Raw genomic sequence first — 21,886 nt, forward strand, 5'->3', positions numbered from 1 at the left:
CGTTGTGTGTCCACCACGCTAACCCGGCGGGGGCTGTGGGCGGGGCCACATGGGGGACGTGACGTGGGGGCGCGGGTCAGCGGGAGCGGGGGCGGGTCAGGCGTCGCCGTACGCCTCGCCGCCGAGTTCCACGGTGGCGGTGCCGGCGGTCACGTCGGCGAGCCACGCCCGGAAGGCGGGCACGTCCGCGTCGGGAAGGCCGATCTCTAGGGTGACGGCCTCGGCGTACCGCACGTCGCGCACGGCGCGGCCGGTCGACCGGAGGTCGTTCTCCAGCTTTCCGGCCCGCTGGTGGTCGACGGTGACGGTGGCGAGGCGATAGCGCTGCCGCGTGATGGTGCCGAGCGCGTCGAGCGCTTCGCCGACGACACCGCCGTACGCGCGGATCAGACCGCCGGCGCCGAGCTTCACGCCTCCGTAGTAGCGGGTGACGACGGCGGCGACGTACCGCATCTCGCGGCGGAGCAGCATCTGGAGCATGGGGACCCCGGCCGTGCCGCCGGGCTCGCCGTCGTCGCTCGCCTTCTGGACGGAGGCGTCGGCGCCGAGGACGTACGCGAAACAGTTGTGGGTGGCCGTCGGGTGCTCCCGGCGGATGCGCGCCACGAACTCCTGCGCCTCCTGTTCGTCGGCGACCGGTGCGAGTGCACAGAGGAAGCGCGAGCGGTTGATCTCGGTCTCGTGGACGCCCTCGCGGGCCAGCGTGCGGTACTGCTCCTGCATTCCGCCAGCCTACGTGCCGTACGCGTCCCGTTCTGCGTCGCCCGAGGCGGACGGCTCCACCAGGGTGGAGGTGGCTCCGGGGGCTTCGGGCTCCCCGACGTAGGGGAGGGCCCGCAGGGCAAGTGCCCAACCGAGGCGCGCCTCGCCCGATTCGCTGGAGCGGCCGGTGAGCTCGGCGACGCGTCCGATGCGGTTGAGCACCGTGTTGCGGTGGCAGTAGAGGAGCTCCGCCGCGCGGGAGGCGGAGCAGCCGTGGTCGAGCCAGACCCGGAGGGTGGTCAGGAGCGCGGTGCGTTCGCCGCCGGTGACGAGGACGGGCCCGAGGTTGACGGTGACGATCCGTTCCGCGATGTCGGGGCGTCCGCTGAGCAGGACCTCCGTGAGGCGCGTGTCGAAGATGGCGGCCTCGCCGCTGCCGGCCTGGAGGGTACGGAGGGTCTGCTCGGCGAGCCGGAGGGCGCGGCCCGCCTGGGAGAGGCGTTCGAACTCGGGCGAGACGCCGGCGGTGGCGCCGGTGCGTTCGCGCAGCGCGTCGAGGAGCCTGCGCAGCGCCGGGTCGGGGCCGGCGCCGGGCGGGGGCAGTCGGCCGGCGGGCGTGTCGCTGCGCGGGAGGCGGACGATGCCGGCGTACCGCCCCGAGCGGGGGCGCCAGAACGACCACAGTCCCTGGGCCTCCAGGACGGGCGCGGGGTGCGGCGGCGCGGCCGGGTCCTGGGTGGCGACCACGACGACGTACCGGTCCTGGGCGGGCACGCCCAGCGCGGCGGCCGCGGCGGCCGCGACGGCGGGGTCGTCGGCGCGGCCGTCGAGGAGCGCCTCGAAGAGGGCGGCCCGGCGGGTGTCCTGGCGGTTCTGGAGCTCCAGCTGACCGAGGCGGTACGCGTCGGCCATCGCGACCGAGTAGCGGTCGATGGTCTCCCAGACGGCGCCAGCGACGTCGAGCTCCAGGTCACGGCTGTCCGCCGCGCGGCCGGCCCGGGTGCGCAGGTGCTCGGCCATCATCTGCCACAGGACGCGACCGCCGCGGCGGTACGCCCGGAGGACGGTGTCGAGCGGCACGCCCTGTTCGGCGCGGCGGCGGCCGGTCTCGCGGGCGGCGCCCTCGAAGTCGCCGCCGGTGGGGGCGAGCCCGCCGAAGTCCTCCAGGGCGCGCAGCATGTTGTCGCGGCAGATCGCCCAGAGGTCCTCGCGGGAGACGGGGTCGCCTGCGGCGTACGTGCCGGAGTGGGCGCGGATGTCGGCGACGGCCCGGTCGGTGAGCCGGTCGACGTCGGCCAGGAGCGCGGTGGCGAGGGAGCGGCGCAGCGCGCCGGAGCCGCCGGTCGATCCGAGCGGGGTGTGCGCGCGGGGCGCGCCCGTCACGTCGGGCGAGGGGCGCGACGGGGCGCCGGACGGACGGTCGCGCGAGGGGTCGGGGGCGCCGGGCGGGCGGGGCGTCATGGCTCGCACGGTAGCGCCGCGCTTTGGCGATTGCCACGCTCCGGCGGCGGTTGAGGGGCCGATGCCCAGCTCGGAAAGGCACATGGTGGGCGTCTGCACATGGCCTCGGGGTGCTTCCCCGATCGATTCTGTGCCGTGTCACGGAATGTTGACACCGCCGTCAACTTCACGTCTCTGGAGCGTGTCATGTCACTGAGCGTCGCCGGCGTGCTGGGCGAGTCCGCCCGCCACTTCCCCGACCGGATCGCCGTCGTCGAGGGCGCGAGCCGGTTCACCTACCGCGAGCTGTGGGACGCGGCGCTGCGCTGCGCCGCCGGCCTGCGCGAGGCGGGGGTGAAACCGGGCGACCGGGTGGCGGTGCTGCTGCCGAACACGACGGAGTTCCTGCGCGTCTACTACGGCGCGCTCGCCGCCGGCGCCACCGTCGTGCCGGTGCACGCGCTGCTCGTCGCCGACGAGGTGCGCTTTGTGCTGGAGCACAGTGGCGCGGTGGCGATCGTCAGCGGCGGACCACTGTGGGCGGTCGCCGACGAGGCGGCGCGGGCGGCGGGCGTGCGGGCCTTTGAGGGCGCGCCTGCGGCGCCGGAGCCGCTGGCGGCGGCGGAGCCCGCCGAGCCGTCCGACACGGCGGTGATCCTCTACACGAGCGGCACCACGGGGCGCCCCAAGGGCGCGCGGCTCACTCATCTCAACATCGTCATGAACGCCTCCGTCACCTCGCAGGATCTGCTCGGCCTCGGCGCGGGCGACGTCGTCCTCGGCTGTCTGCCGCTCTTCCACAGCTACGGCCAGACGTGCGCGATGAACGGCACGCTGCGCCAGGGGGCCACGCTTGTGCTGATGCCCAGGTTCAGCGGGCCGGCGGCGCTGCAGGTGCTCGTCGACGAGGGCGTGACGGTGTTCATGGGCGTGCCGACGATGTACCACGCGCTGGTGGAGGCGGCGGCGGGCTCGGACCGGCGTCCCGCGGCGCTGCGCGCGGCGGTCTCCGGTGGCGCGGCGCTGCCGGTCGCGGTGCTGGAGCGCTTCGAGGAGACCTTCAGGACGCAGGTCCTGGAGGGGTACGGCCTGACGGAGACCTCGCCGGTGGCCACGTTCAACCAGCCGCACCTCGGGCGGCGCCCCGGCACGGTGGGCCACCCGGTCTGGGGCGTCGAGGTCGGCGTGGCCGACGCGGCGCTCGACGACGCGGTCCGTCTGTTGCCGGACGGGGAGATCGGCGAGGTGGTCGTGCGAGGGCACAACGTCTTCGCCGGCTACCTAGACGATCCGGAGGCGACGGCCGCGGCCGTCGTGGACGGCTGGTTCCGGACCGGCGATCTCGGCGCGCGGGACACGGACGGCTTTCTGCGGATCGTCGACCGGAAGAAGGACCTGGTGATCCGCGGCGGCTTCAACATCTATCCGCGTGAGGTCGAGGAGGTCCTGGTCCGTCACCCGTCGGTCTCCGAGGTCGCCGTGGTCGGCGTCCCCGACGAGGCGAAGGGCGAGGAGGTCTGCGCGGTGGTGGTGCGGCGCGACGGCGTCGCCCCCGTCACGGAGGACGAGCTCGTCGACTGGGCGCGCGAACGCCTCGGCCGCCACAAGTACCCGCGCGTCGTCCGCTTCGTCGACGCGCTCCCCCTCGGCCCGACCGGCAAGGTCCTCAAGCGCGCGCTGGTGAACACCGGCGCCCTGACCCCGGCGCCCTGACCCAGACGCCCTGACCCAGGCGCCGGCCGCCCGGCACAACCCGCGCCCGTCGGTACGCCGCTCCGTACACGGTCCCGTACACCGTCCCGCCCCGGGAGCCGAGCCCCGCTCCCGGGCGGCCGACAGGTCGACGGCGGCGCATCCAGTCGACACGGAAGGACTCGGGCATGACGACGCCGGACCAGGATCGGGACCAGCACGCCGGGTACGGGGCGGGGGCGCCGGAGGTCGCTCTCGTCGCGGGGAGGGTGAGGGGCGCGTATGTGGGGGACGGCGTCGCGGGCTTCCTCGGCGTGCCGTACGCGCGGGCGCCGTTCGGGCCGCTCCGTTTCCGGGCGCCGGAGCCGGTGGAGCCGTGGGAGGGGGTGCGGAAGGCGACGGAGTTCGGGCCGACCGCCCCCAAGCGTCCCTACGCTCCGCCGCTGGACGCGCTGTTGCCGGATCCCGTCGTCGAGGGGGACGACTGTCTCCACGTCAACGTGTGGGCACCCTGGAGTTCGACGGGTCCGACGGCTCCGACGGGTCCGACGGCCGACCACTCCGACAGCAGCGGCAGCAACGGCAGGCCCGTGATGGTGTGGATCCATGGCGGTTCACTGATCCACGGTTCCAACGCCGTGCCCGTCTACGACGGGACCGCCTTCGCGCGCGACGGTGTCGTCCTCGTCTCCGTCAACTACCGGCTCGGCGTGGAAGGGTTCGGCGTGTTTCCCGACGCGCCCGCCAACCTCGGGCTGCGCGATCAGATCGCCGCGCTCGTATGGATCCGCGACAACATCGCGGCGTTCGGCGGCGATCCCGGGCGGGTCACGGTGTTCGGGGAGTCGGCGGGCGCGATCTCGATCGCGGCGCTGCTCGCCTCGCCGCTCGCCCGCGGCCTGTTCCGGCGGGCCATCGTGCAGAGCGGGGCCCCGATGGCGGTGCCGCTGGAGCGGGCGCGGCGGACGACGCGGGCGATGGCCGAGCGGCTGGGGATTCCCGCGACGACGGAGGCGTTCGCGGCGGTGGACCGGGAGCGGCTGCTCACGGTGCAGACGGAGGTGACGGCGAAGGGCTCGCCGTTGACGGGCGCTGGGCACTCGTTCCAGATCGCGGTGGACGGGGACGTACTGCCGCGCGATCCGGCGGAGACGCTGACGTCCGGGGGCGCGAGCGCGGAGGCCCGCCGCCGGAAGGCGTCTGGGCACCTGCCCAAGGACGCCCTCGGGGACGCGACCCACGAGTCGGCAGTGGACCTGGCCGTGGACTCGGCCGATGTGGACCTGCTTCTCGGGACGACCGCGGAGGAGTACCGGCTCTGGTTCGTGCCGAGCGGGCTCGTGGAGCGGTTGTCGCCGGTGATGCTGCGGCTCGCCCTGTGGAAGGCACGGGTGCCGTCCCGTGCGGCGCGCGTCTACCGGGCGAACCGGCCGCGGGCACGGCCCGGCGAGGTCCTGGGCGCGCTCGCCACCGACAGGTTGCTGCGGGTGCCGCTGAACCGGGTCGCCGACGCGCGGCTGCGGTCGGGGGCGGCCGGCCGGACGTTTCTGTACGAGTTCGGCTGGCCGTCGCCGGTGCTCGGATTGGGCGCCTGCCACGCGCTGGAGCTCGGCTTCGTCTTCGACACCCTGGACGCGCCGGAGGCGGAGGCGATGACCGGCCCGGACGCGCCGCGCGCCCTCGCCGCGGCGATGCACGCCGCCTGGGTGGCGTTCGCGACGGAGGGCGATCCCGGGTGGCGGGCGTGGGACGCGGAGCGGCCCGTCATGACCTTCGGCCCGGGCCGGCCGTCCCTGGTCCTGGCCCCGAGAGAGGACGAACGCCGCTCCTGGGGCGCCTGAGCGAATGACGCCCGGTCCGGTCGCCGCGCCCCCACCGGTACGGGAAGCATCCGGGGCCGTGGCTGGTTCACCACGAAGGAAGCACGGACTGAAGGACGCACGGACAGAGAGAAGGCACCACGGATGAGCGTCGACACCACGACCACCGAGGCGGCGGAGCGTTCCGAGGAGGAGACCGTCCGCCGGATCCTGACCGGCACGGGTGACACCTGGGCGATCGTGGGTCTCTCGTCCAACCGGGCGCGGGCCGCCTACGGCGTGGCGGCCGTCCTCCAGCGCTACGGCAAGCGGATCGTTCCCGTGCATCCGAAGGCGGAGACGGTCCACGGCGAGCCGGGCTACGCGTCTCTCGCCGACATCCCCTTCCCGGTCGACGTCGTCGACGTCTTCGTCAAAAGCGACCTCGCCGGCGCGATCGCCGACGAGGCGCGGGAGATCGGCGCGAAGGCGGTCTGGTTCCAGCTCGGCGTCGTCGACGAGGCGGCGTACGCGCGCACGACGGACGCCGGACTGGACATGGTGATGGACCGCTGCCCCGCGATCGAGATCCCGCGCCTGGGCTGACGGCGACGCGCGCCGTCAGGCCGTCGGCACGCCCAGGCCCTCCAGGACGACGGCGTGGGGAAGTTGGGCGAATGCCTTGCCGGGGATGATGATCTTGCCGCGGCGGCGGCCGCTGCCGACGAGGACCCACGGGGTGTCGACGACGGCGGCGTCGATCAGGAGCGGCCAGTCGGCGGGGAGCCCGACGGGGGTGATGCCGCCGTACTCCATGCCGCTGTCGCCGGTCGCGGTGTCCGTCGGGGCGAAGCTCACCTTGCGGGCGCCAAGGTGCTTGCGTACGACGCCGTTGACGTCGACGCGGGTCGCGGACTTCACCACGCACGCGGCGAGGGTGGTCGTCTCGCCCCGCTTGCCGGCCACGACGACGCAGTTGGCGGACTCGTCGAGGAGCGCGGGGCCGTAGTGCTCGACGAAGACGGCGGTGTCGGCGATGGCCGGGTCGGTGTCGACGTAGAGGATCTGGTCGGCCGGGACGGGGCCACTCCAGGCGCGGACGGCCGCCGCGACGGGCGGGGTGAGGAGGTCCAGGCAGTCGGGGGCGGGCAGGGCGTCGTCGAAGTCTCCGATGGGTGCGCGCATGCGCGTCACGCTAGCCGCTGCCGCCCGCCGCGCGGCCGGACGTCTCAGCGTACGGGCGGGATGGAGACGGCCATGGTCATCTCGACCGTCTCGTCGCCGTCGTTGCGGTACGTGTGCGGGGCCGCGGCCTCGAAGACGGCGGAGGTGCCGGCGGGGACGGTGTGCTCGACGCCGTCGACGACCAGGGTGAGCACACCGGCGACGACGTGGAGCAGTTCGGTGGTGCCCTGCGGGTGCGGGTCGGAGGAGCTGCCCTCGCCCGGGACGAGGGACCAGGACCAGAGTTCGAGGGGGCCGCGGGCCTCGGTGCCGACGAGCAGCGTGGTGTGGCTGCCGGCCGGGGTGGACCACATGCGGACGGCCTGCTCCGGCGGGACGAGACGGACGTGGGGGCCCTGCTCGTAGTCGAGGAGGGTCGTGATGGAGACGCCGAGGGCGTCGGCCAGCTTCACCGTGGTGCCGACGCTCGGGTTGGTCCTGGCCTGCTCGATCTGGATGATCATGCCGCGGCTGACCCCCGAGCGGGCGGCGAGCGCGTCCAGGGTGAAGCCCCGTTCGTTGCGCCAGCGCTTCAGGTTGCGGGCGAGCGACTGGGTCAGCTGGTCGAGGTCCGACACATTCCGTCCAATATCCTGGATGACATAGTTCAACAGACTGCACTACGGTGAGGTGCACCCGACTGTGCACTGCACTGTACTGCCCTGTTCCACCCCGTACCTGCCCTGCGAGGACCCCCATGACCGCCGCGTTCGCCCTGGCCACCGCCCTCCTGTGGGGCTTCGCCGACTTCGGGGGCGGACTGCTCACCAGGCGCGTCCCGGCCCTCACCGTCGTCGTGGTCTCCCAGTGCCTGGCGGTCGTGGTGCTCGGCGCGGTCGTCGTCGCGACCACGGCGTGGACCGAGGCCGGTCCCGAGCTGTGGTTCGCGGTCGCAGCCGGCGTCGTCGGACCGGCCGCCATGCTCGCCTTCTACAAGGCGCTCGCGCTCGGCCCGATGGGCGTCGTCTCGCCGCTCGGCTCGCTCGGGGTGGTCGTCCCGGTGACGGTCGGCCTGCTGCTCGGCGACCGGCCGGGGCTGCTCCAGGTCGGCGGCATCGCCGCGGCGGTCGTCGGCATCGTCCTCGCGGGCGGTCCCGAGCTGCGCGGCGCGCCGGTCCGGCGGCAGGCCGTCCTGCTCACGCTGTTCGCGGCGTTCGGGTTCGGCGCCGTGATGGCGCTCATCGCCGAGGCGTCCACCACGCTGACCGGCCTGTTCCTGGCGCTGTTCGTGCAGCGCGTGACCAATGTGGCCGTCGGCGGCGGGGCGCTGTACCTCTCCGTGCGGCGCGGTGGCCGCGCGCTGCCCGCCGGGGGGTTCCGGGTGATCCGCGGCGCGCTGCCGGCGCTGGCGTTCGTGGGCCTCGCCGACGTCGCCGCCAACGGTACGTACGCGCTGGCCGCGCAGCGCGGCCCGGTCCTCGTGGCCGCCGTGCTCGCCAGCCTCTACCCGGTCGTGACCGCGCTCGCCGCCTTCGGCGTCCTCCGCGAACGGCTGCGGGCGATCCAGGCGGCGGGGGCGGGCCTCGCGCTCGTCGGCACGGTCCTCATCGCGGGCGGCTGAGGCAAGGAACCGCGCGGGGACGGAAGGCACGACGCCGCGCGGGAGCGGAAGGCACGACGCCGCGCGGGAGCGGAGGGCACGGCACCACGGGGGGGCGGAAGGCACGGCACCCCGCGGGGGCGGAGGACAAGACGCCGCGCGGCCGGGGCGGAAGGCGCGAAAGAAGCAGCGCAGGGCGGAGGGCGGCGGCCCTCAGGAGGTCGACACCTCCGCCGCCCCGGTGGCCTCCTCCTGCTCGATCTCCCACGCCGCCAGCGCCGCCAGCTGCTCGGGAGTGACGTCCTCCGGGATCGGCTTCGGGGCGGGGGTGCGCAGCGGCGGCTGCCAGCCCTGCTCGGGATCCCAGCGCCGTACGACCCTGGCCGGGGCGCCCGCCACCACCGAGTGGTCCGGCACCTCCCCGCGTACCACCGCGCCGGCGGCCACCACGACGTTGCGGCCGATCCGCGCGCCCGGAAGGATCACCGCGCCCGTGCCCAGCCAGCAGCCGGGGCCTATCGAGACGGGTTCCGAGCGGGGCCACTGGCGGCCGATGGGCTCGTGCGGGTCGTCGTAGCTGTGGTTGGTCGAGGTGATGTAGACGTACGGCCCGCAGTAGGTGTCCGAGCCGATGGTGATCGTGGTGTCGGCGATGACGTGGCTGCCGCGGCCGAGCACGACGCCGTCGCCCAGCGTGAGGACCGTCTCCGTGCCCAGGTCGAGCCCGGGCAGCATGCCGGCGGTCAGGGTGACCTGTTCGGCGATGATGCAGCACTCGCCTATCTCGATCCACGGCTCGCCGAAGAGGGTGCCCTGCGGGAAGGCCAGCCGGGTGCCCGCGCCCAGGCGCCGGAACCGCAGCTTCCCCTGGTGCTCGGCGGTCACCGCGCCCGCCTGCTGCGCCCAGCGCCAGCCGCCCTGGAGGGCGTGGGCGACGACCCGGCGCCGCCAGGCGGCGAGGGATGAGAACGTGTTTCCGTTTCTGGGCACCCCGCCACCGTAGTCGGCGGTGTCGGGCCTGATCAGTGCGGTCCCCTGTGATGTCCGTCATGGACGCGGCATAGGGTGCGGGCAGCAAGCGGAAGGCGCGACACCCACGGCCGCACGGGCCGTAGAGACCCACAGGAGTGACCCCCATGGCAGAGGCGTTGATCCAGGCCGTCGGCGGCAAGGAGCCGAGCGTCGACCCGACCGCCTTCACGGCCCCGACCTCGGTGGTGCTCGGCGAGGTGACGCTCGGCGCCCGGGCCAGCGTCTGGTACCACGCGGTGCTGCGCGCGGACTGCGGTCCCATCACCGTCGGCGAGGACTCCAACATCCAGGACAACTGCACCGTCCACGTCGACCCGGGCTTCCCCGTCTCCATCGGCGACCGGGTGACGGTCGGGCACAACGCGACCGTGCACGGCTGTGTCATCGAGGACGACGTGCTCGTCGGCATGGGCGCGACGGTGCTCAACGGGGCGCGGATCGGCGCCGGCTCGCTGGTGGCGGCGCAGGCGCTGGTGCCGCAGGGCATGGACGTCCCGCCCGGCTCGCTCGTCGCCGGCGTCCCCGCGAAGGTGCGCCGCGGGCTGACCGACGAGGAGCTGGCGGGCATCCGGCTGAACGCCGAGATGTACCTCCACCTGGCGAAGGGCCACGCGGAGGCGTACGAGGGCTGACACCGCGCTCCGCCCGTACGTGAACGAGGGCGGCGCCCGGGACAGGTCCCGGGCGCTGCCCTCACGTACGACCGGAGCTCAGTCCGCGGCGACCGTCTCCGGCTTCAGCGGTGCCTGCGCGGGCTGCGCGGTCGCCTCCGCGGCGGCCTTCTTGGCGCGGTTCTTGATGATGAGCATCGAGGTGACGCCGATGAGGACGGCGAGCACCAGGCCCAGCCAGGAGAAGCGCTTCAGCCACGCCTCGGCGACGATGCCGACGGAGTAGATGACGGCGGTGGTGCCGCCCGCCCACAGGATGCCGCCGAAGACGTTGGCGACGAGGAACTTCCAGTACGGCATCTGCAGGACGCCCGCGAGGGGCCCGGCGAAGATCCGCAGGAGGGCGATGAAGCGGCCGAAGAAGACCGCCCACATGCCCCACTTCTGGAAGGAACGTTCGGCCAGGGCGATGTTCGCCTCGCTGAAGTGCTTGGGGAACTTGCCGCCGAGCCAGGCGAGCAGGGGACGCCCGCCCTTGCGGCCGATGGCGTACCCGATGGAGTCGCCGATGATCGCGCCGGCGGTCGCGCAGCCGCCGAGCACGTACGGGTTGATGTCGCCGTGCTGCGAGGCGAGCAGGGCGGAGCTGACGAGGACGATCTCGCCGGGGAGCGGGATGCCGAGGCTCTCCAGTCCGATCACCACCCCCACCAGCGCGTAGATGGCGACGGGCGGGATCGTCTCCAGCCACTCCTGGACGTGCAACGCGGTCCTCCCGTTGTGCCGGCGCGGCCCCGGTCGCGGGCCGCTGCGGTGGCGTGCCCCGCGTCGGGCACGCCGGGGCAGCCTACCCGCTCGGCCGTGGCGGACCTCGACCGTGGTGCGGAGCCCGGGGTCCGTCGCCGACCGGCCGACGCGCAGCGGCCGCCGGCCTGTCCCGAGGACGAAACCGTCGCGTGCGGTGTCCCAGGAGGAGAGCGTGCGGGCGGTCAGGTGGACCGTACTTCGCCCGCTCCCCGTCCGCGTGGCGGGTCCGGCCCCGCGCGCAGTGTGCGGGACGCCCCCGCCGTCTCCGGGACGCCGCCCAGGAACGCGACCGCCCCCGCACCCGAAGGGGGTGCGGGGGGCGGAGGGATCCGGTCCGGCGGGCTCGCGTCCTGGCCTGTTTCCCCGTGGGCACGCGCGCGTGCCCACGGGGAGGGCGGGTCACTTGCCGAGGTCGTTGGGCCTCAGGGTCCACAGGACGGTCATCTCGCCGGTGACGGCGCCGTCCTCGCGGGTGATGTCGATGCGGACCGGGAACTCGGGGCGCTGACCCGCGTCGAGTTCGGCGACGACGTCGGCGACGGGGCGGCCGAGGGTGGCGGTCGCGGTGACGACGCCCATGGCGAGCTTCTTGTACGCGATCTCGGCGTTGACGGCGAGCGGTACGGCCCGGCCGAGCTGGTCGCCGAAGGCGGCGAGCACGATGGCGCCGCTGGCGGACTCGGCGAGGGTGAACATGGCGCCGGCGTGCGGGCCGCCCACGTGGTTGTGGTACGCGGGCTGGTCGGGCAGGCGCACGACGGCGCGCTCGGCGGTGGTCTCCAGGAACTCCAGGTTGAGGGTTCCGGCCATGGGGACCGTGGCGGCGAGCATGTCGCCGACGGACTTCTGGTCTGCGCTCATGGACCGTGATGTTACCCGCGAGTAGAAGTCTTGGCCATGCTTCCGCGACGGCGGACGGCTCCCCCTGCCGAGGGGCCGGGCATGGCCCCTCCCCCGCCGCCCCTCTATCGTTACGGCCCATGTGGCCAGGACAGCAGCCGCCCGGGGGCGAGCAGAACCCGCAGGACCAGAACCAGAACCCGTACCAGCAGCCGGGGTACCAGCAGCCGAACCCGTACCAGCAGCCGACCCAGCCCGGGTCCCCGCAGCAGGGCGGGTGGCAGCAGCCGGGCTACCCCCCGCAGGGGCACCCGCAGGGCCACCAGCAACAGGGATACGCGCAGCCGAACCCGTACCAGCAGCCGACCGTGCCGCAGTACCAGGTGCCCGGCCCCGTCCCGCCGCAGGGCTCCGGCGGCGGTCGGAACCGCAGCACGCTCATCGCGATCGCCGCCGCCACCGCCGTGGTCGTCGCCGCGGGTGCCACGGCCTTCTTCGTCCTGAAGGACGACGACGACAAGCAGAACGTCGCCGACAAGCCGCCGGCGACCACCTCGGCCCCGGTCACCGGCACGCCCTCGACGGGCACGGAGGAGCCGACCGACGGCCCCACCACGGAAATCGACAACCCGCGCGACGGCACGACGTACGAGCCCACGATCCCGGGCTGGAAGGTCGTCCACAATCCGACGTACGGCACCCTCTTCGACGTCCCGCCGGAGTGGGAGGTCGCCAAGCCGAGCATGCACGTGGGCTTCGAGGACGCCGAGAAGGGCGACGGCAGCCCCCTCGTCGTCATGTCCGGACCCGCCGACCTCAAGAGCAAGTGGTGCGCGGTCGACGCCGACCGGAGCGGCAGCCCCGAGTACACGGGCCTGGCCGGGGCCGGCACCAAGGGCAACCAGGGAGCCAAGGACACGGCCAGCGCCGCGCGGGGCCAGGCCGGCATGTGGGTGTGGGCCGCGTACGCGCAGCACATGCCCGAGAAGACCATCAGGATCACCAAGCCCGTGCCGTTCACCACCGCGTCCGGCCTCAAGGGCAGCATGGCCACGGCCACCGCGCCGAACGTGAAGAAGCGCAACAAGTGCGACACCGACGGGAAGTCGGTCGCCTTCACCTTCCTCAACGCCGAGAACGACTTCTCGACCTTCGTGCTCTACGCGGCCGACGGCGTGAAGGACGAGCTCCCGGACGCGACGATCAAGAAGATCCTCTCCACGATCCGGCTCACCGAGAAGTCCTGACCGGATATCGGTTTGGCAGGAGGGGGAGGCGGCGGGGATAGTCCCGGGGTGACGAAACGCTCCGCCTCCCCCGCCGCCTCCCCCCGCGGCAGCCGCCGGCCCGAATGGGCCGGACGCAACTACGTGCTGCTCACCGCCGCCACCATCGTGACCAGCCTCGGTGCCCACGGCGCCCTGATCGCCACCACCTGGGCCGTCTTCGAGTCCGGCGGCGACGCGGGCGACGTGGGCCTCGTCGCGATGGCGCGCTTCCTGCCGCTGGTGCTCTTCCTGCTCATCGGCGGCGCGGTGGCGGACCGCATACCCCGGCACCGGGTGATGGTCGCGGCCAACGCGCTCAACTTCGTCTCCCAGGCGGTCTTCGCCGTCCTGGTGCTCTCCGGCACCGCCGAGATCTGGCAGATGATGGTGCTCACCGCGCTCTGCGGCACCGGCCAGGCGTTCTTCAACCCGGCGGCCGAGGGCATGCTCATGTCCAGCGTCACCGGCGAGCAGGCGAGCCGCGCCTTCGCCTTCTACCGGATGGCGATGCACGGCGCGGGGATCGGCGGCGCCGCGCTGGGCGGCGCGCTCGTCGCCTTCGTCGGACCGGGCTGGGTCCTGGCCGTCGACGCCGCCGCGTTCGCCGTGGCGGGCGCGCTGCGGGCCTTCCTCGACGTCAGCGGCATCCCGGAGCGCAAGCCCGGCGGCGGGCTCTTCGCCGATCTGCGCGAGGGCTGGCAGGAGTTCATCGGCCGCCCGTGGCTGTGGTCGATCGTCGCCCAGTTCTCGGTCGTGGTCGCGCTGATCGGCGCGGTCGAGTCGGTGTACGGGCCGCTGGTCGCCCGGGACGAACTCGGCGGCGCCCGCCCCTGGGGCATCGCGCTCGCCGGGTACGGCGTGGGCACCGTCGCCGGCGCGATCCTGATGACACGGTGGAAGCCGCGCCGGATGCTCCTCGTCGGCACGCTCGGCGTGTTCCCGATCGCGCTGCCCTCGGCGGCGCTCGCCATTCCGCTGCATCCGGCGGGGCTCACGGTGGTGATGTTCGTCAGCGGCGTGGCGATGGAGATCTTCGGCGTCTCGTGGATGACGACGATGCACCAGGAGATCCCGGAGGAGAAGCTGTCCCGGGTCTCCGCCTACGACTGGTTCGGCTCGACGGCGCTGCTGCCGCTGTCGACCGCGCTCGCGGGCCCGGCCGAGACGGCGTTCGGCCGGACCGAGTCGCTGTGGGGCGCGGTCGCGCTGATGACCCTCGTCACCGCGCTCGTCCTGCTCGTCCCGGACGTGCGCAACATGACCCGGCGCCCGCACGGCCGCACGGCGGCGAAGGGTGACGCCGGCACGGGGGTTGACGCACCGACGGCCGGCGCGGGCGGCGCCGGGGGCGCGGGCGGCACGATCGGCGCGGGTGCCGCGCTTCCCGCGCCGCTCGCCTCAGCCGATGCCGAAGGCGCCGTCCGGCGGAACGGGTGACCCCACGGCCTCCGCGTCGTCGACGGGGGCGGCGTCCCCGGTGAACCGGCGGAGCCCGTCCCCGTGTTCGACACGGGCGGGGAAGGCGTCCCCGGCGGCGCGACGGGTGAGGCCGGGCACGTCGAGGGGGGCGTCGGAGGCGACCAGGATCGCGTTTCCGAACCGCCGGCCGCGCAGCACCGCCGGCTCGGCGACCAGGGCCAGCTCGGGGAAGACCGCCGCGAAGGTGGCGAGCTGCCCCCGGAGGAAGGCGAACGGCGCCCCGTCCGCCAGGTTGGCCGCGTAGATCCCGCCCGGACGCAGCACGCGCCGGAGCTCGCGCGCGTACGCGAGGGAGGTGAGGTGCGCCGGGACGCGGGAGCCGCCGAAGACGTCGCCGACGATCAGGTCGGCCGAGTCGGCCGGCGCCGCCTCCAGCCAGGCGCGCGCGTCGTCGGTGTGCACGGTGACACCGGAGCCCTCGGGCAGCGGCAGGTGTTCGGCGACCAGCGCGACGAGTCCTCCGTCCGCCTCGACGACGTCCTGGCGCGAACCGGGCCGGGTGACCGAGACGTACCGGGGCAGCGAGAGCGCGCCCCCGCCGAGGTGGAGGACGTCCAGCGGCGCGCCCTCGGCGGCGGCGCCGTCGACGACGTGGCCGAGCCTGCGGGCGTACTCGAACTCCAGGTGGTCGGGGGCGTCGAGGTCGACGTACGACTGCGGCGCGCCGTCGACCGTGAGGAGCCAGGCCCGCTCCCGGTCCACGTCGGGCATGAGACGCGCGGTGCCGTGGTCGACGTCGCGCAGGACGGGGATCTGCTCGTTCACCCCTTCATTGTGCAACCGCACAGCCACAGCTCGCGCCCGCCGAGGCGGCGCGAGACGGCCAGAGGCCGCCCAGGCGACCGGAGGCGGCCGGCCCGACCCCTCGTCAGCCCGTCCACACGGCGGCGACCGACCGGGCGTGCGCGGCGGCCTGGGCGCGGCCGGCGCGGGCGGCGGCGCCGCGCTGGGCCGGGTCGAGCGCGCGGGCGCCGATCACGGCCTTGGCGTCCGCGCCGGGGGTGATGACCTTGACGCGCGCGCCGGCGGCGATCAGGTCGCCGGCCTGGCGGGCCGGGGCGTGCACGGCCTTGTTGCCCATCGCGTTGGGCGCGACGACGACCACCCGTTCCCAGCCTGCCGCGAGGTGGGCGTTGGCGGTGGAGTGGATGCCGCCGTCGATCCAGCGCCGCCCGGCGAGGGTCGCCGGCGGCCAGGCGCCGGGGATCGCGCAGCTGGCGGTGACCGCGTCCACGAGCCCGACACCGGCCCCCGCTCCAGCTCCTGCTCCTGCCCCGCCGGTCGCACCTTCCCCGCCGCTGCGACCGTCGAAGACGCCGAGCGCGCCGCTCTCCGCGTCGACCGCGGTCAGCCGCAGCCGCCCGGCGGCGGGCCACTCCGTGACGTCGCCGAGCCGCTTCGCGACGGTGGCCCGCCGGGTGGCCTCGTCCACGGTGCGGGCGCGCAGGGCGAGCCGGCCGAGCTTCCGTCCGTACGCCTCCGGGGTGCGGGAGGTGAGCACGGCGAGGGTGTAGCGGAGGAGGGTCCCGGCGCCGAAGCGGACGGCGGGTTCGGTGTCGGTGCCGTCGAGCTGACGCTCGTACAGCTCGGCGAGGCTGGTGGTGCCGGAGGTGAGGAGGGCGCCGACGACGGCGCCGGCGGAGCTGCCGACGACCAGGTCGGCACCGGTGAGGTCCACGCCCGCCTCGGCGAGTCCGTGGAGGATCCCGATCTCCCAGGCGGCGCCGACGAGTCCGCCCGCTCCGAGGACCAGTGCCGTCCTGCCGCCCGTCGCGCCTGCCGTCGTACCCTCGCCCATGGGCGTCCCCTTGTCGCTCATGGCCCGAGTCTCGCGCAGCCACCGAACGCCGGCCGCGGCGGGGTGGTTCTCACAGGTGCTTGAGCGCCTCGCGGACGGAGAGCGGGGAGAAGAGGGAGCGGTTGTCCGCGACGAAGGCCCGCACCTCGCCCGGGGCGGTCTTGGCGTACTCGCGCAGGCTCCAGCCGATCGCCTTGCGGAGGAAGAAGTCGGTGTCGGCGGCGCGCCGCAGGCAGTACGCGAAGAGCCGGTCCGCGTCCGTGTCCTCCTTGAAGCGCAGCTGGTGGAGGAGGGCCGTGCGGGCGATCCACGGATCCTCGTCGTCGATCCAGACGTCCATCGCGCCGGCCAGCGCGGGGTCGGCGGCGACGAGCCCGCCCACGACGTGGACGGCGAGGTGGTCGACCGTGTCCCACCACGAGACGGTCGTCACGAGCCGCCGGGCGACCGGCAGGAAGCCGGACGAGCAGCGCCTCACGTGGCGGCGCAGGTAGTCGACGGCGAAGTAGTGGTACTCGCGCTCGGGGAGGGCGAAGCAGCGCAGGGCGACGGCCGCGCAGTCGTCCTCGCCGGGGCGGGGGACGCCGTCGAGGACGGTCCGGGAGAGGGCGCGGCGCTCCGGCGTCCGGATGCCGAGGAAGGGCGCCACCCCCTTCATGTACGCGACCATCTCCTGCGCCCGGAAGGGGTTCCCGGCGGCGGGGTAGAGCGTGGTGAGCCGGGCCAGGACGGTGTCGGCGAGCTCGCTGCGGGGAACGGGAACGGCCGGCTCGCCGCCGGGGGCAGGAACGGCCGTATCGCCGCCGGGGACGGGCACTGCCGTATCGCTGCCCGGGACGGGAACGGCCGGCTCGCGGCCGGGGACGGGAACGGCCTTCTCGCGGCCGGACATGGCGCACATTACGGCGATCATACGGAAGTCTCCGTTACTCTCCCGGGATGCTCGCTCCCGTGCCCCGGCCGACGGACCCGCTCGCCGTCCGCTGCTCCCGGGCCCTGCTCTCGCCCCGGTCGCGGCTCTCGCTGCTCGCGCTCGTCCTGCTGACCGCCGGGACCCTGGTGCTGCTGTACGAGCCGCAGCGGCTGCTGGCCTCGGGGTGGCCGGAGACGGGCGGCGCGGGCGCGGTGCTGCTGTTCGCCGTGGCGTACGGGCTGTGCACGGCGGCGTTCGTGCCGCGCCCGGTGCTGAACCTGGCGGCGGGCGCGCTCTTCGGGTCCGCGGCCGGTCTGACGGCGGCGGTCGCGGGGACGGTGCTGGGTGCCGGCCTGTCGTTCACGCTGGGCCGGGTGCTGGGGCAGGACGCGCTGCGGCCGCTGCTCAGGGGGCGGTGGCTGCGGGCGGCGGACGGGCAGCTGAGCCGGCACGGTTTCCGCTCGATGCTGGCGATCCGGCTGTTCCCGGGCGTGCCGTTCGCCGCCGCCAACTACTGCGCGGCGGTCTCCCGGATGGGGTACGTGCCGTTCCTGCTGGCGACGGCGATCGGCACGGTGCCGAACACGGCGGCCTATGTGGTGGCCGGGGCCCGCGCGGACGAGCCGGGCTCGCCGGCGTTCCTGTTCTCCGCGGGGTTCATCGTCCTGTCGGGGCTGGCGGCGGCGGTCGTGGCCTGGCGGAAGCGGCACGCGCTGCGGCGCCCGGCGACCGCCGCCGCGGTCCCCGCAGCGCCGGAGCGCGAGCCGGTCGCCGCGCCCTAGAGGGCCTCGACGATCATCGCGTTGGCGAGCCCGCCGGCCTCACACATGGCCTGGAGGCCGTAGCGGGCGCCGCGGGCGCGCAGGGCGTGGACGAGGGTGGTGGTGAGGCGGGTGCCGCTGGCGCCCAGGGGGTGTCCGAGGGCGATCGCGCCGCCGTGCACGTTGACCTTGGCGGGGTCGGCGCCGGTCTCCTGCTGCCAGGCGAGGACCACGCTCGCGAACGCCTCGTTGATCTCGAAGAGGTCGATGTCGGCGAGGTCGAGTCCGCCGCGGCGGAGCGCCTTCTCGGTGGCGGGGATGACGCCGGTGAGCATGAGCAGCGGGTCGGATCCGGTGACGGCGAAGGAGTGCAGCCGGGCGAGCGGCCGCAGGCCGAGCGCGCGGGCGGTGTCGGCGGCCATGACGAGGACGGCGGAGGCGCCGTCGTTGACGGGGCTGCTGTTGCCGGCGGTGACGGACCAGTCGATCTGCGGGAACCGCTCGCCGAAGCCGGGGTCCTCGAAGGCGGGGCGGAGCCCGGCGAGGACCTCCGGGGTGGTGCCGGGTCGTATCGACTCGTCGCGGCGGACGTCCTCGTACGGCACGACCTCGGCGTCGAAGAGCCCGGCCTCCCACGCGCGGGCGGCCTTGTGGTGCGAGGCGGTGGCGAACTCGTCCATGGCGGCGCGGCCGAGGGACCACTTGGCGGCGATCAGTTCGGCGCTGACGCCCTGCGGGACGAGCCCGTCGGGGTAGCGGGCGGCGACGCCGGGGCCGAAGGGGTCGGCGCCGGGCGGCACGTTGGACCACATGGGGACGCGGCTCATGGACTCGACGCCGCAGGCGACGGCGATGTCGTACGCGCCGGAGAGGACGCCCTGGGCGGCGAAGTGAACGGCCTGCTGGGAGGAGCCGCACTGCCGGTCGACGGTGGTGGCGGGCACGGACTCGGGGAGGCCGGCGCCCAGCCAGGCGTACCGCGTGGTGTTCATGGCCTGCTCGCCGACCTGGTCGACGGTGCCGCCGATGACGTCGTCGACGAGGGCGGGGTCGACGCCGCTCCGCTCGACGAGGGCGCGGAGGGTGTGGGAGAGGAGGGCGACGGGGTGGACGTGGGCGAGGGAGCCGCCCGGCTTGCCCTTGCCGATCGGGGTCCTGACGGCTTCGACGATGACGGCGTCACGCATGACACACGCTCCCGGGAGGAGTGAGTTGGAGAACCGGACTGACACTCGTCGGTAACATAACCCAGTGAGTTGGATTTCCAAACCCTCCAGGACGGACGAGTTGGATTTCCAAACCGATCTGCTCCGGCCCGACTACCCTGACCCCATGAAGGCCGCCGCCCGCCCCTGCTCCATCGCCGACACGCTCGCCCTCGTCGGCGAGAAGTACGCGCTGCTCGTCCTGCGCGAGGTCTCCCTCGGCGTGCACCGCTTCGACCGCATCGCCCGCAACACCGGAGCACCCCGGGACGTCCTCACCGCCCGGCTCCACCGCCTCGTCGAGGCAGGGATCCTGGAGAAGGTCGCGTACAGCGAACGGCCGCCGCGGTACGAGTACCGGGCCACCCCCGCCGGCGAGGAGCTGCAGCCGGTCCTCCTGACCCTGATGGCCTGGGGCGACCGCCACCTCAACGCCGACGACCGGCCCGTCGTCCTGCGCCACCGCTGCGGCGCCGAGCTCACCCCGGTCGTGGTCTGCGCCCACTGCGGAGGCGAGGCCGACCGGGCCGGTCTGCGCCACGACGTCCGCTCGCCGGGGTGGACCACGGCGGGGCCCGCCGCCGACCCCACCTGATCACGAACACGTCACCTCGGGACGGTACAGTGCGCTCGACCTCATGACCGCACTAGTGCATAACGGGACGGCCCAAGCCCCATGAATTGGTTCGAAGCGTTCATCCTGGGACTCGTCCAGGGGCTGACGGAGTTCCTTCCCATCTCCTCCAGCGCGCACCTGCGGCTCACCGCCGCGTTCGCGGGCTGGGAGGACCCGGGCGCGGCGTTCACGGCGATCACGCAGATCGGCACGGAGACCGCCGTCCTGATCTACTTCCGCAAGGACATCGGCAGGATCGTCACGGCGTGGTTCCGCTCGCTGACGGACAAGGCGATGCGCTCCGACCACGACGCCCAGATGGGCTGGCTGGTGATCGTCGGCTCCATCCCGATCGGCGTCCTCGGCGTGACGCTCAAGGACCAGATCGAGGGCCCCTTCCGCGACCTGCGGCTCATCGCCACCACGCTCATCGTGATGGGCATCGTGCTCGGCGTCGCCGACCGGCTCGCCGCCCGCGACGAGATCGGCGGCCGACACCGCGCGATCCGGGAGCGCAAGACGCTGAAGGACCTCGGCGTCCGCGACGGCCTGATCTACGGCTTCTGCCAGGCGATGGCGCTGATCCCGGGCGTCTCGCGCTCGGGCGCCACCATCTCCGGCGGTCTGCTCATGGGCTACACCCGCGAGTCCGCCGCCCGCTACTCGTTCCTGCTCGCGATCCCCGCCGTCCTCGCCTCCGGCGTCTTCGAACTGAAGGACGCGACCGAGGGGGGACACGTCTCCTGGGGCCCGACGGTCTTCGCGACGATCGTCGCCTTCGGCGTGGGGTACGCGGTGATCGCCTGGTTCATGAAGTTCATCACGACGAAGTCCTTCATGCCGTTCGTGTACTACCGCATCGCGCTGGGCATCCTGCTCTTCATCCTGGTCGGCACGGACACCCTCAGCCCGCACGCGGGCGAGTCCGGCGACTGATCCCGCTCGCTCCACGCCCGGCCGGGGGCGGGTCCCGCGCCGCGGGGCCCGCCCCCGGTCCCGTTTCCGGCGCCGCTCAGCCCTGGTACGGGACGCGGGCGATCTCGCGGACGCCGCCGAGGGTGCCCCACTCGTTGCGGCCGAGCCGGGTCAGCGGGCGCATCCGGGTGATCTCCGGGTGGCCGTCCGTCATGTACACCTCGTCGACGGCCACGTGCACCACGCGCCCGAAGACCACCGTCGAGTCCCCGATCCGGAGCGTGCTGTGCAGCTCGCACTCCAGGGCCACCGGGGACGCGGCCACCCGCGGGGCCTTCACCCGCAGGCTGGGCTCGCGCTCCACGCCGCAGGCGTCGAACTCGCTCGTCCCGCGCGGGAAGTCCGTCGCCGTGGCGTTGATCCGCTCGAAGAGGCCCTCGGGGGCGAGGTTCACCACGAACGCGCCGGTCTCCTCCACGTTGCGCAGCGAGTCCTTCCGGCCGACCGAGGTGAACTGCACGACCGGCGGGTTCACCGAGGCGATGGTGAAGAACGAGTGCGGGGCGAGGTTGTCCGTGCCGTCGGCGGAGACCGTGGACACCCAGGCGATGGGCCGGGGGACGACCGTCGCGGTCAGCAGCCGGTAGACGGAGGTGGGGTCGGTCTGGGACGGGTCGACGTCGATGCGCATCCGGCCAGTATGACCGTCGCACGGGACAGGGGGCGCACGCCTCTTGGCCCCGCACGCCCGCTGCCCGACACTGAGGCGATGACGCAGCGCGTGGACCTCGCGAACGTGATGGACCGGCTCGCCGTGGAGGACCTGGTCACCGGATACGCGGTGGCCGTGGACGACGCCGACTGGACCGCCTACCGGGCCCTCTTCACCCCCGACGGACGCGCCGACTACACCGGCTCCGGCGGCATCGAGGGGCCCGCGGCCGAGGTGGCCGACTGGCTGGCGGAGACGATGAACCTCTTCCCGGTACGCCAGCACCTCATCGTCAACCGGCGGGTGACGCTGCTCCGGCCCGGCGGCTATGCCGAGACCGGCGACACGGCCGACGTCCGCGCCGACTACGTCAACCCGATGCGGACGGTCTCCGGCGACGACTTCGTCTGCGGCGGCCGGTACGCCTTCGCCGCCCGCCGCACCCCGGACGGCTGGCGGCTGCGCTCGGTCGTCGTCGAGGAACGCTGGCGCCGGCTCCCCTGACCGGGGCCGATCCCGGCGGGCGGGCGCA

Annotated in this window: 23 protein-coding genes; 11 read left to right on the forward strand and 12 right to left on the reverse strand. The window is 74.0% G+C overall.

All coding sequences use genetic code 11. The features are described 5' to 3' along the window. Window positions 1–96: 96 nt before the first annotated feature. Both IF73_RS0112745 and IF73_RS0112750 read right to left on the reverse strand, forming a co-directional pair. The gene (locus IF73_RS0112745) at window positions 97–723 is read right to left on the reverse strand and encodes a YigZ family protein (RefSeq protein ID WP_031006836.1); all 627 of its coding nucleotides are present in this window, start codon (window positions 721–723) and stop codon (window positions 97–99) included. Between the two features lie 9 nt (window positions 724–732). Beyond that, complete coding sequence (locus IF73_RS0112750; protein WP_078868039.1) at window positions 733–2,163, reverse strand: PucR family transcriptional regulator; 1,431 nt, start codon at window positions 2,161–2,163, stop codon at window positions 733–735. Window positions 2,164–2,349: 186 nt separating this feature from the next. Here IF73_RS0112750 and IF73_RS0112755 point away from each other — a divergent pair, with 186 nt between their 5' ends. The 3 genes from IF73_RS0112755 to IF73_RS0112765 all read left to right on the forward strand — a co-directional run bounded on the left by IF73_RS0112755 (window position 2,350) and on the right by IF73_RS0112765 (window position 6,239). Then, window positions 2,350–3,855, forward strand: coding sequence for a long-chain-fatty-acid--CoA ligase (locus IF73_RS0112755; protein ID WP_031006841.1), 1,506 nt, complete (start codon window positions 2,350–2,352; stop codon window positions 3,853–3,855). Between the two features lie 167 nt (window positions 3,856–4,022). After that, window positions 4,023–5,675, forward strand: a complete 1,653-nt coding sequence (locus tag IF73_RS0112760; protein ID WP_051716722.1) for a carboxylesterase/lipase family protein — start codon at window positions 4,023–4,025, stop codon at window positions 5,673–5,675. A 123-nt stretch (window positions 5,676–5,798) separates the two neighbouring features. Beyond that, window positions 5,799–6,239 carry a CoA-binding protein gene (locus IF73_RS0112765; protein WP_051716723.1) on the forward strand — a complete coding sequence of 147 codons (441 nt, stop codon included), beginning with the start codon at window positions 5,799–5,801 and terminating at the stop codon, window positions 6,237–6,239. A 15-nt stretch (window positions 6,240–6,254) separates the two neighbouring features. Here the strand turns inward: IF73_RS0112765 and IF73_RS0112770 are convergent, their stop codons facing one another. Both IF73_RS0112770 and IF73_RS0112775 read right to left on the reverse strand, forming a co-directional pair. Continuing rightward, window positions 6,255–6,818: a YbaK/EbsC family protein gene (locus IF73_RS0112770; protein WP_031006849.1), complete on the reverse strand. Its 564-nt coding sequence runs from the start codon at window positions 6,816–6,818 to the stop codon at window positions 6,255–6,257. Between the two features lie 44 nt (window positions 6,819–6,862). After that, window positions 6,863–7,435 carry a helix-turn-helix domain-containing protein gene (locus IF73_RS0112775; protein WP_031006852.1) on the reverse strand — a complete coding sequence of 191 codons (573 nt, stop codon included), beginning with the start codon at window positions 7,433–7,435 and terminating at the stop codon, window positions 6,863–6,865. A 119-nt stretch (window positions 7,436–7,554) separates the two neighbouring features. Here IF73_RS0112775 and IF73_RS0112780 point away from each other — a divergent pair, with 119 nt between their 5' ends. After that, window positions 7,555–8,418 (forward strand): DMT family transporter, encoded by an 864-nt coding sequence (locus tag IF73_RS0112780; protein ID WP_031006854.1) that lies wholly within the window; start codon window positions 7,555–7,557, stop codon window positions 8,416–8,418. Window positions 8,419–8,610: 192 nt separating this feature from the next. On the opposite strand, the gene IF73_RS0112785 is transcribed toward IF73_RS0112780, so the two are convergent. After that, window positions 8,611–9,387: an acyltransferase gene (locus IF73_RS0112785; protein ID WP_051716725.1), complete on the reverse strand. Its 777-nt coding sequence runs from the start codon at window positions 9,385–9,387 to the stop codon at window positions 8,611–8,613. 146 nt (window positions 9,388–9,533) lie between these two features. Between IF73_RS0112785 and IF73_RS0112790 the strand changes: the two genes are divergently transcribed. Then, entirely contained in the window at window positions 9,534–10,061 is a 528-nt protein-coding gene (locus IF73_RS0112790; RefSeq protein WP_031006858.1) for a gamma carbonic anhydrase family protein, read from the forward strand. Between the two features lie 78 nt (window positions 10,062–10,139). On the opposite strand, the gene IF73_RS0112795 is transcribed toward IF73_RS0112790, so the two are convergent. After that, window positions 10,140–10,805 (reverse strand): DedA family protein, encoded by a 666-nt coding sequence (locus tag IF73_RS0112795; RefSeq protein ID WP_031006860.1) that lies wholly within the window; start codon window positions 10,803–10,805, stop codon window positions 10,140–10,142. Window positions 10,806–11,246: 441 nt separating this feature from the next. Continuing rightward, the gene (locus IF73_RS0112800; RefSeq protein ID WP_031006863.1) at window positions 11,247–11,708 is read right to left on the reverse strand and encodes a DUF4442 domain-containing protein; all 462 of its coding nucleotides are present in this window, start codon (window positions 11,706–11,708) and stop codon (window positions 11,247–11,249) included. Window positions 11,709–11,827: 119 nt separating this feature from the next. On the opposite strand from IF73_RS0112800, the gene IF73_RS0112805 reads away from it, so the two are divergent. Together IF73_RS0112805 and IF73_RS0112810 are read left to right on the forward strand one after the other, a co-directional pair. After that, the gene (locus IF73_RS0112805) at window positions 11,828–12,934 is read left to right on the forward strand and encodes a hypothetical protein (RefSeq protein ID WP_031006865.1); all 1,107 of its coding nucleotides are present in this window, start codon (window positions 11,828–11,830) and stop codon (window positions 12,932–12,934) included. A gap of 48 nt (window positions 12,935–12,982) precedes the next feature. Beyond that, entirely contained in the window at window positions 12,983–14,392 is a 1,410-nt protein-coding gene (locus tag IF73_RS0112810) for an MFS transporter (RefSeq protein ID WP_037879039.1), read from the forward strand. Here the strand turns inward: IF73_RS0112810 and IF73_RS0112815 are convergent. The 3 genes from IF73_RS0112815 to IF73_RS0112825 all read right to left on the reverse strand — a co-directional run bounded on the left by IF73_RS0112815 (window position 14,354) and on the right by IF73_RS0112825 (window position 17,145). Next, window positions 14,354–15,199 carry a spermidine synthase gene (locus IF73_RS0112815; RefSeq protein ID WP_031006869.1) on the reverse strand — a complete coding sequence of 282 codons (846 nt, stop codon included), beginning with the start codon at window positions 15,197–15,199 and terminating at the stop codon, window positions 14,354–14,356. The genes IF73_RS0112810 and IF73_RS0112815 overlap by 39 nt on opposite strands. A gap of 103 nt (window positions 15,200–15,302) precedes the next feature. Then, complete coding sequence (locus IF73_RS0112820; protein WP_037879042.1) at window positions 15,303–16,253, reverse strand: patatin-like phospholipase family protein; 951 nt, start codon at window positions 16,251–16,253, stop codon at window positions 15,303–15,305. Window positions 16,254–16,302: 49 nt separating this feature from the next. Then, the gene (locus IF73_RS0112825) at window positions 16,303–17,145 is read right to left on the reverse strand and encodes a DNA alkylation repair protein (RefSeq protein WP_234338219.1); all 843 of its coding nucleotides are present in this window, start codon (window positions 17,143–17,145) and stop codon (window positions 16,303–16,305) included. 26 nt (window positions 17,146–17,171) lie between these two features. Here IF73_RS0112825 and IF73_RS0112830 point away from each other — a divergent pair, with 26 nt between their 5' ends. Beyond that, entirely contained in the window at window positions 17,172–17,927 is a 756-nt protein-coding gene (locus IF73_RS0112830) for a TVP38/TMEM64 family protein (protein ID WP_037879046.1), read from the forward strand. Here IF73_RS0112830 and IF73_RS0112835 read toward each other — a convergent pair. Then, on the reverse strand, window positions 17,924–19,093 hold the full coding sequence (locus IF73_RS0112835) for a thiolase family protein (RefSeq protein ID WP_031006880.1): 1,170 nt from the start codon (window positions 19,091–19,093) through the stop codon (window positions 17,924–17,926). The genes IF73_RS0112830 and IF73_RS0112835 overlap by 4 nt on opposite strands. A gap of 145 nt (window positions 19,094–19,238) precedes the next feature. Here IF73_RS0112835 and IF73_RS0112840 point away from each other — a divergent pair, with 145 nt between their 5' ends. Then, the gene (locus tag IF73_RS0112840; protein ID WP_031006882.1) at window positions 19,239–19,706 is read left to right on the forward strand and encodes a winged helix-turn-helix transcriptional regulator; all 468 of its coding nucleotides are present in this window, start codon (window positions 19,239–19,241) and stop codon (window positions 19,704–19,706) included. Window positions 19,707–19,787: 81 nt separating this feature from the next. Then, window positions 19,788–20,663, forward strand: coding sequence for an undecaprenyl-diphosphate phosphatase (locus IF73_RS0112845; protein ID WP_031006884.1), 876 nt, complete (start codon window positions 19,788–19,790; stop codon window positions 20,661–20,663). A gap of 76 nt (window positions 20,664–20,739) precedes the next feature. On the opposite strand, the gene IF73_RS0112850 is transcribed toward IF73_RS0112845, so the two are convergent. Continuing rightward, window positions 20,740–21,333, reverse strand: coding sequence for a flavin reductase family protein (locus IF73_RS0112850; protein WP_031006886.1), 594 nt, complete (start codon window positions 21,331–21,333; stop codon window positions 20,740–20,742). Window positions 21,334–21,411: 78 nt separating this feature from the next. Here IF73_RS0112850 and IF73_RS0112855 point away from each other — a divergent pair, with 78 nt between their 5' ends. Then, window positions 21,412–21,858, forward strand: a complete 447-nt coding sequence (locus IF73_RS0112855) for a nuclear transport factor 2 family protein (protein ID WP_031006888.1) — start codon at window positions 21,412–21,414, stop codon at window positions 21,856–21,858. Window positions 21,859–21,886 lie beyond the last annotated feature (28 nt).

Source organism: Streptomyces sp. NRRL F-5727 (assembly GCF_000719555.1).
GTDB lineage: Bacteria > Actinomycetota > Actinomycetes > Streptomycetales > Streptomycetaceae > Streptomyces.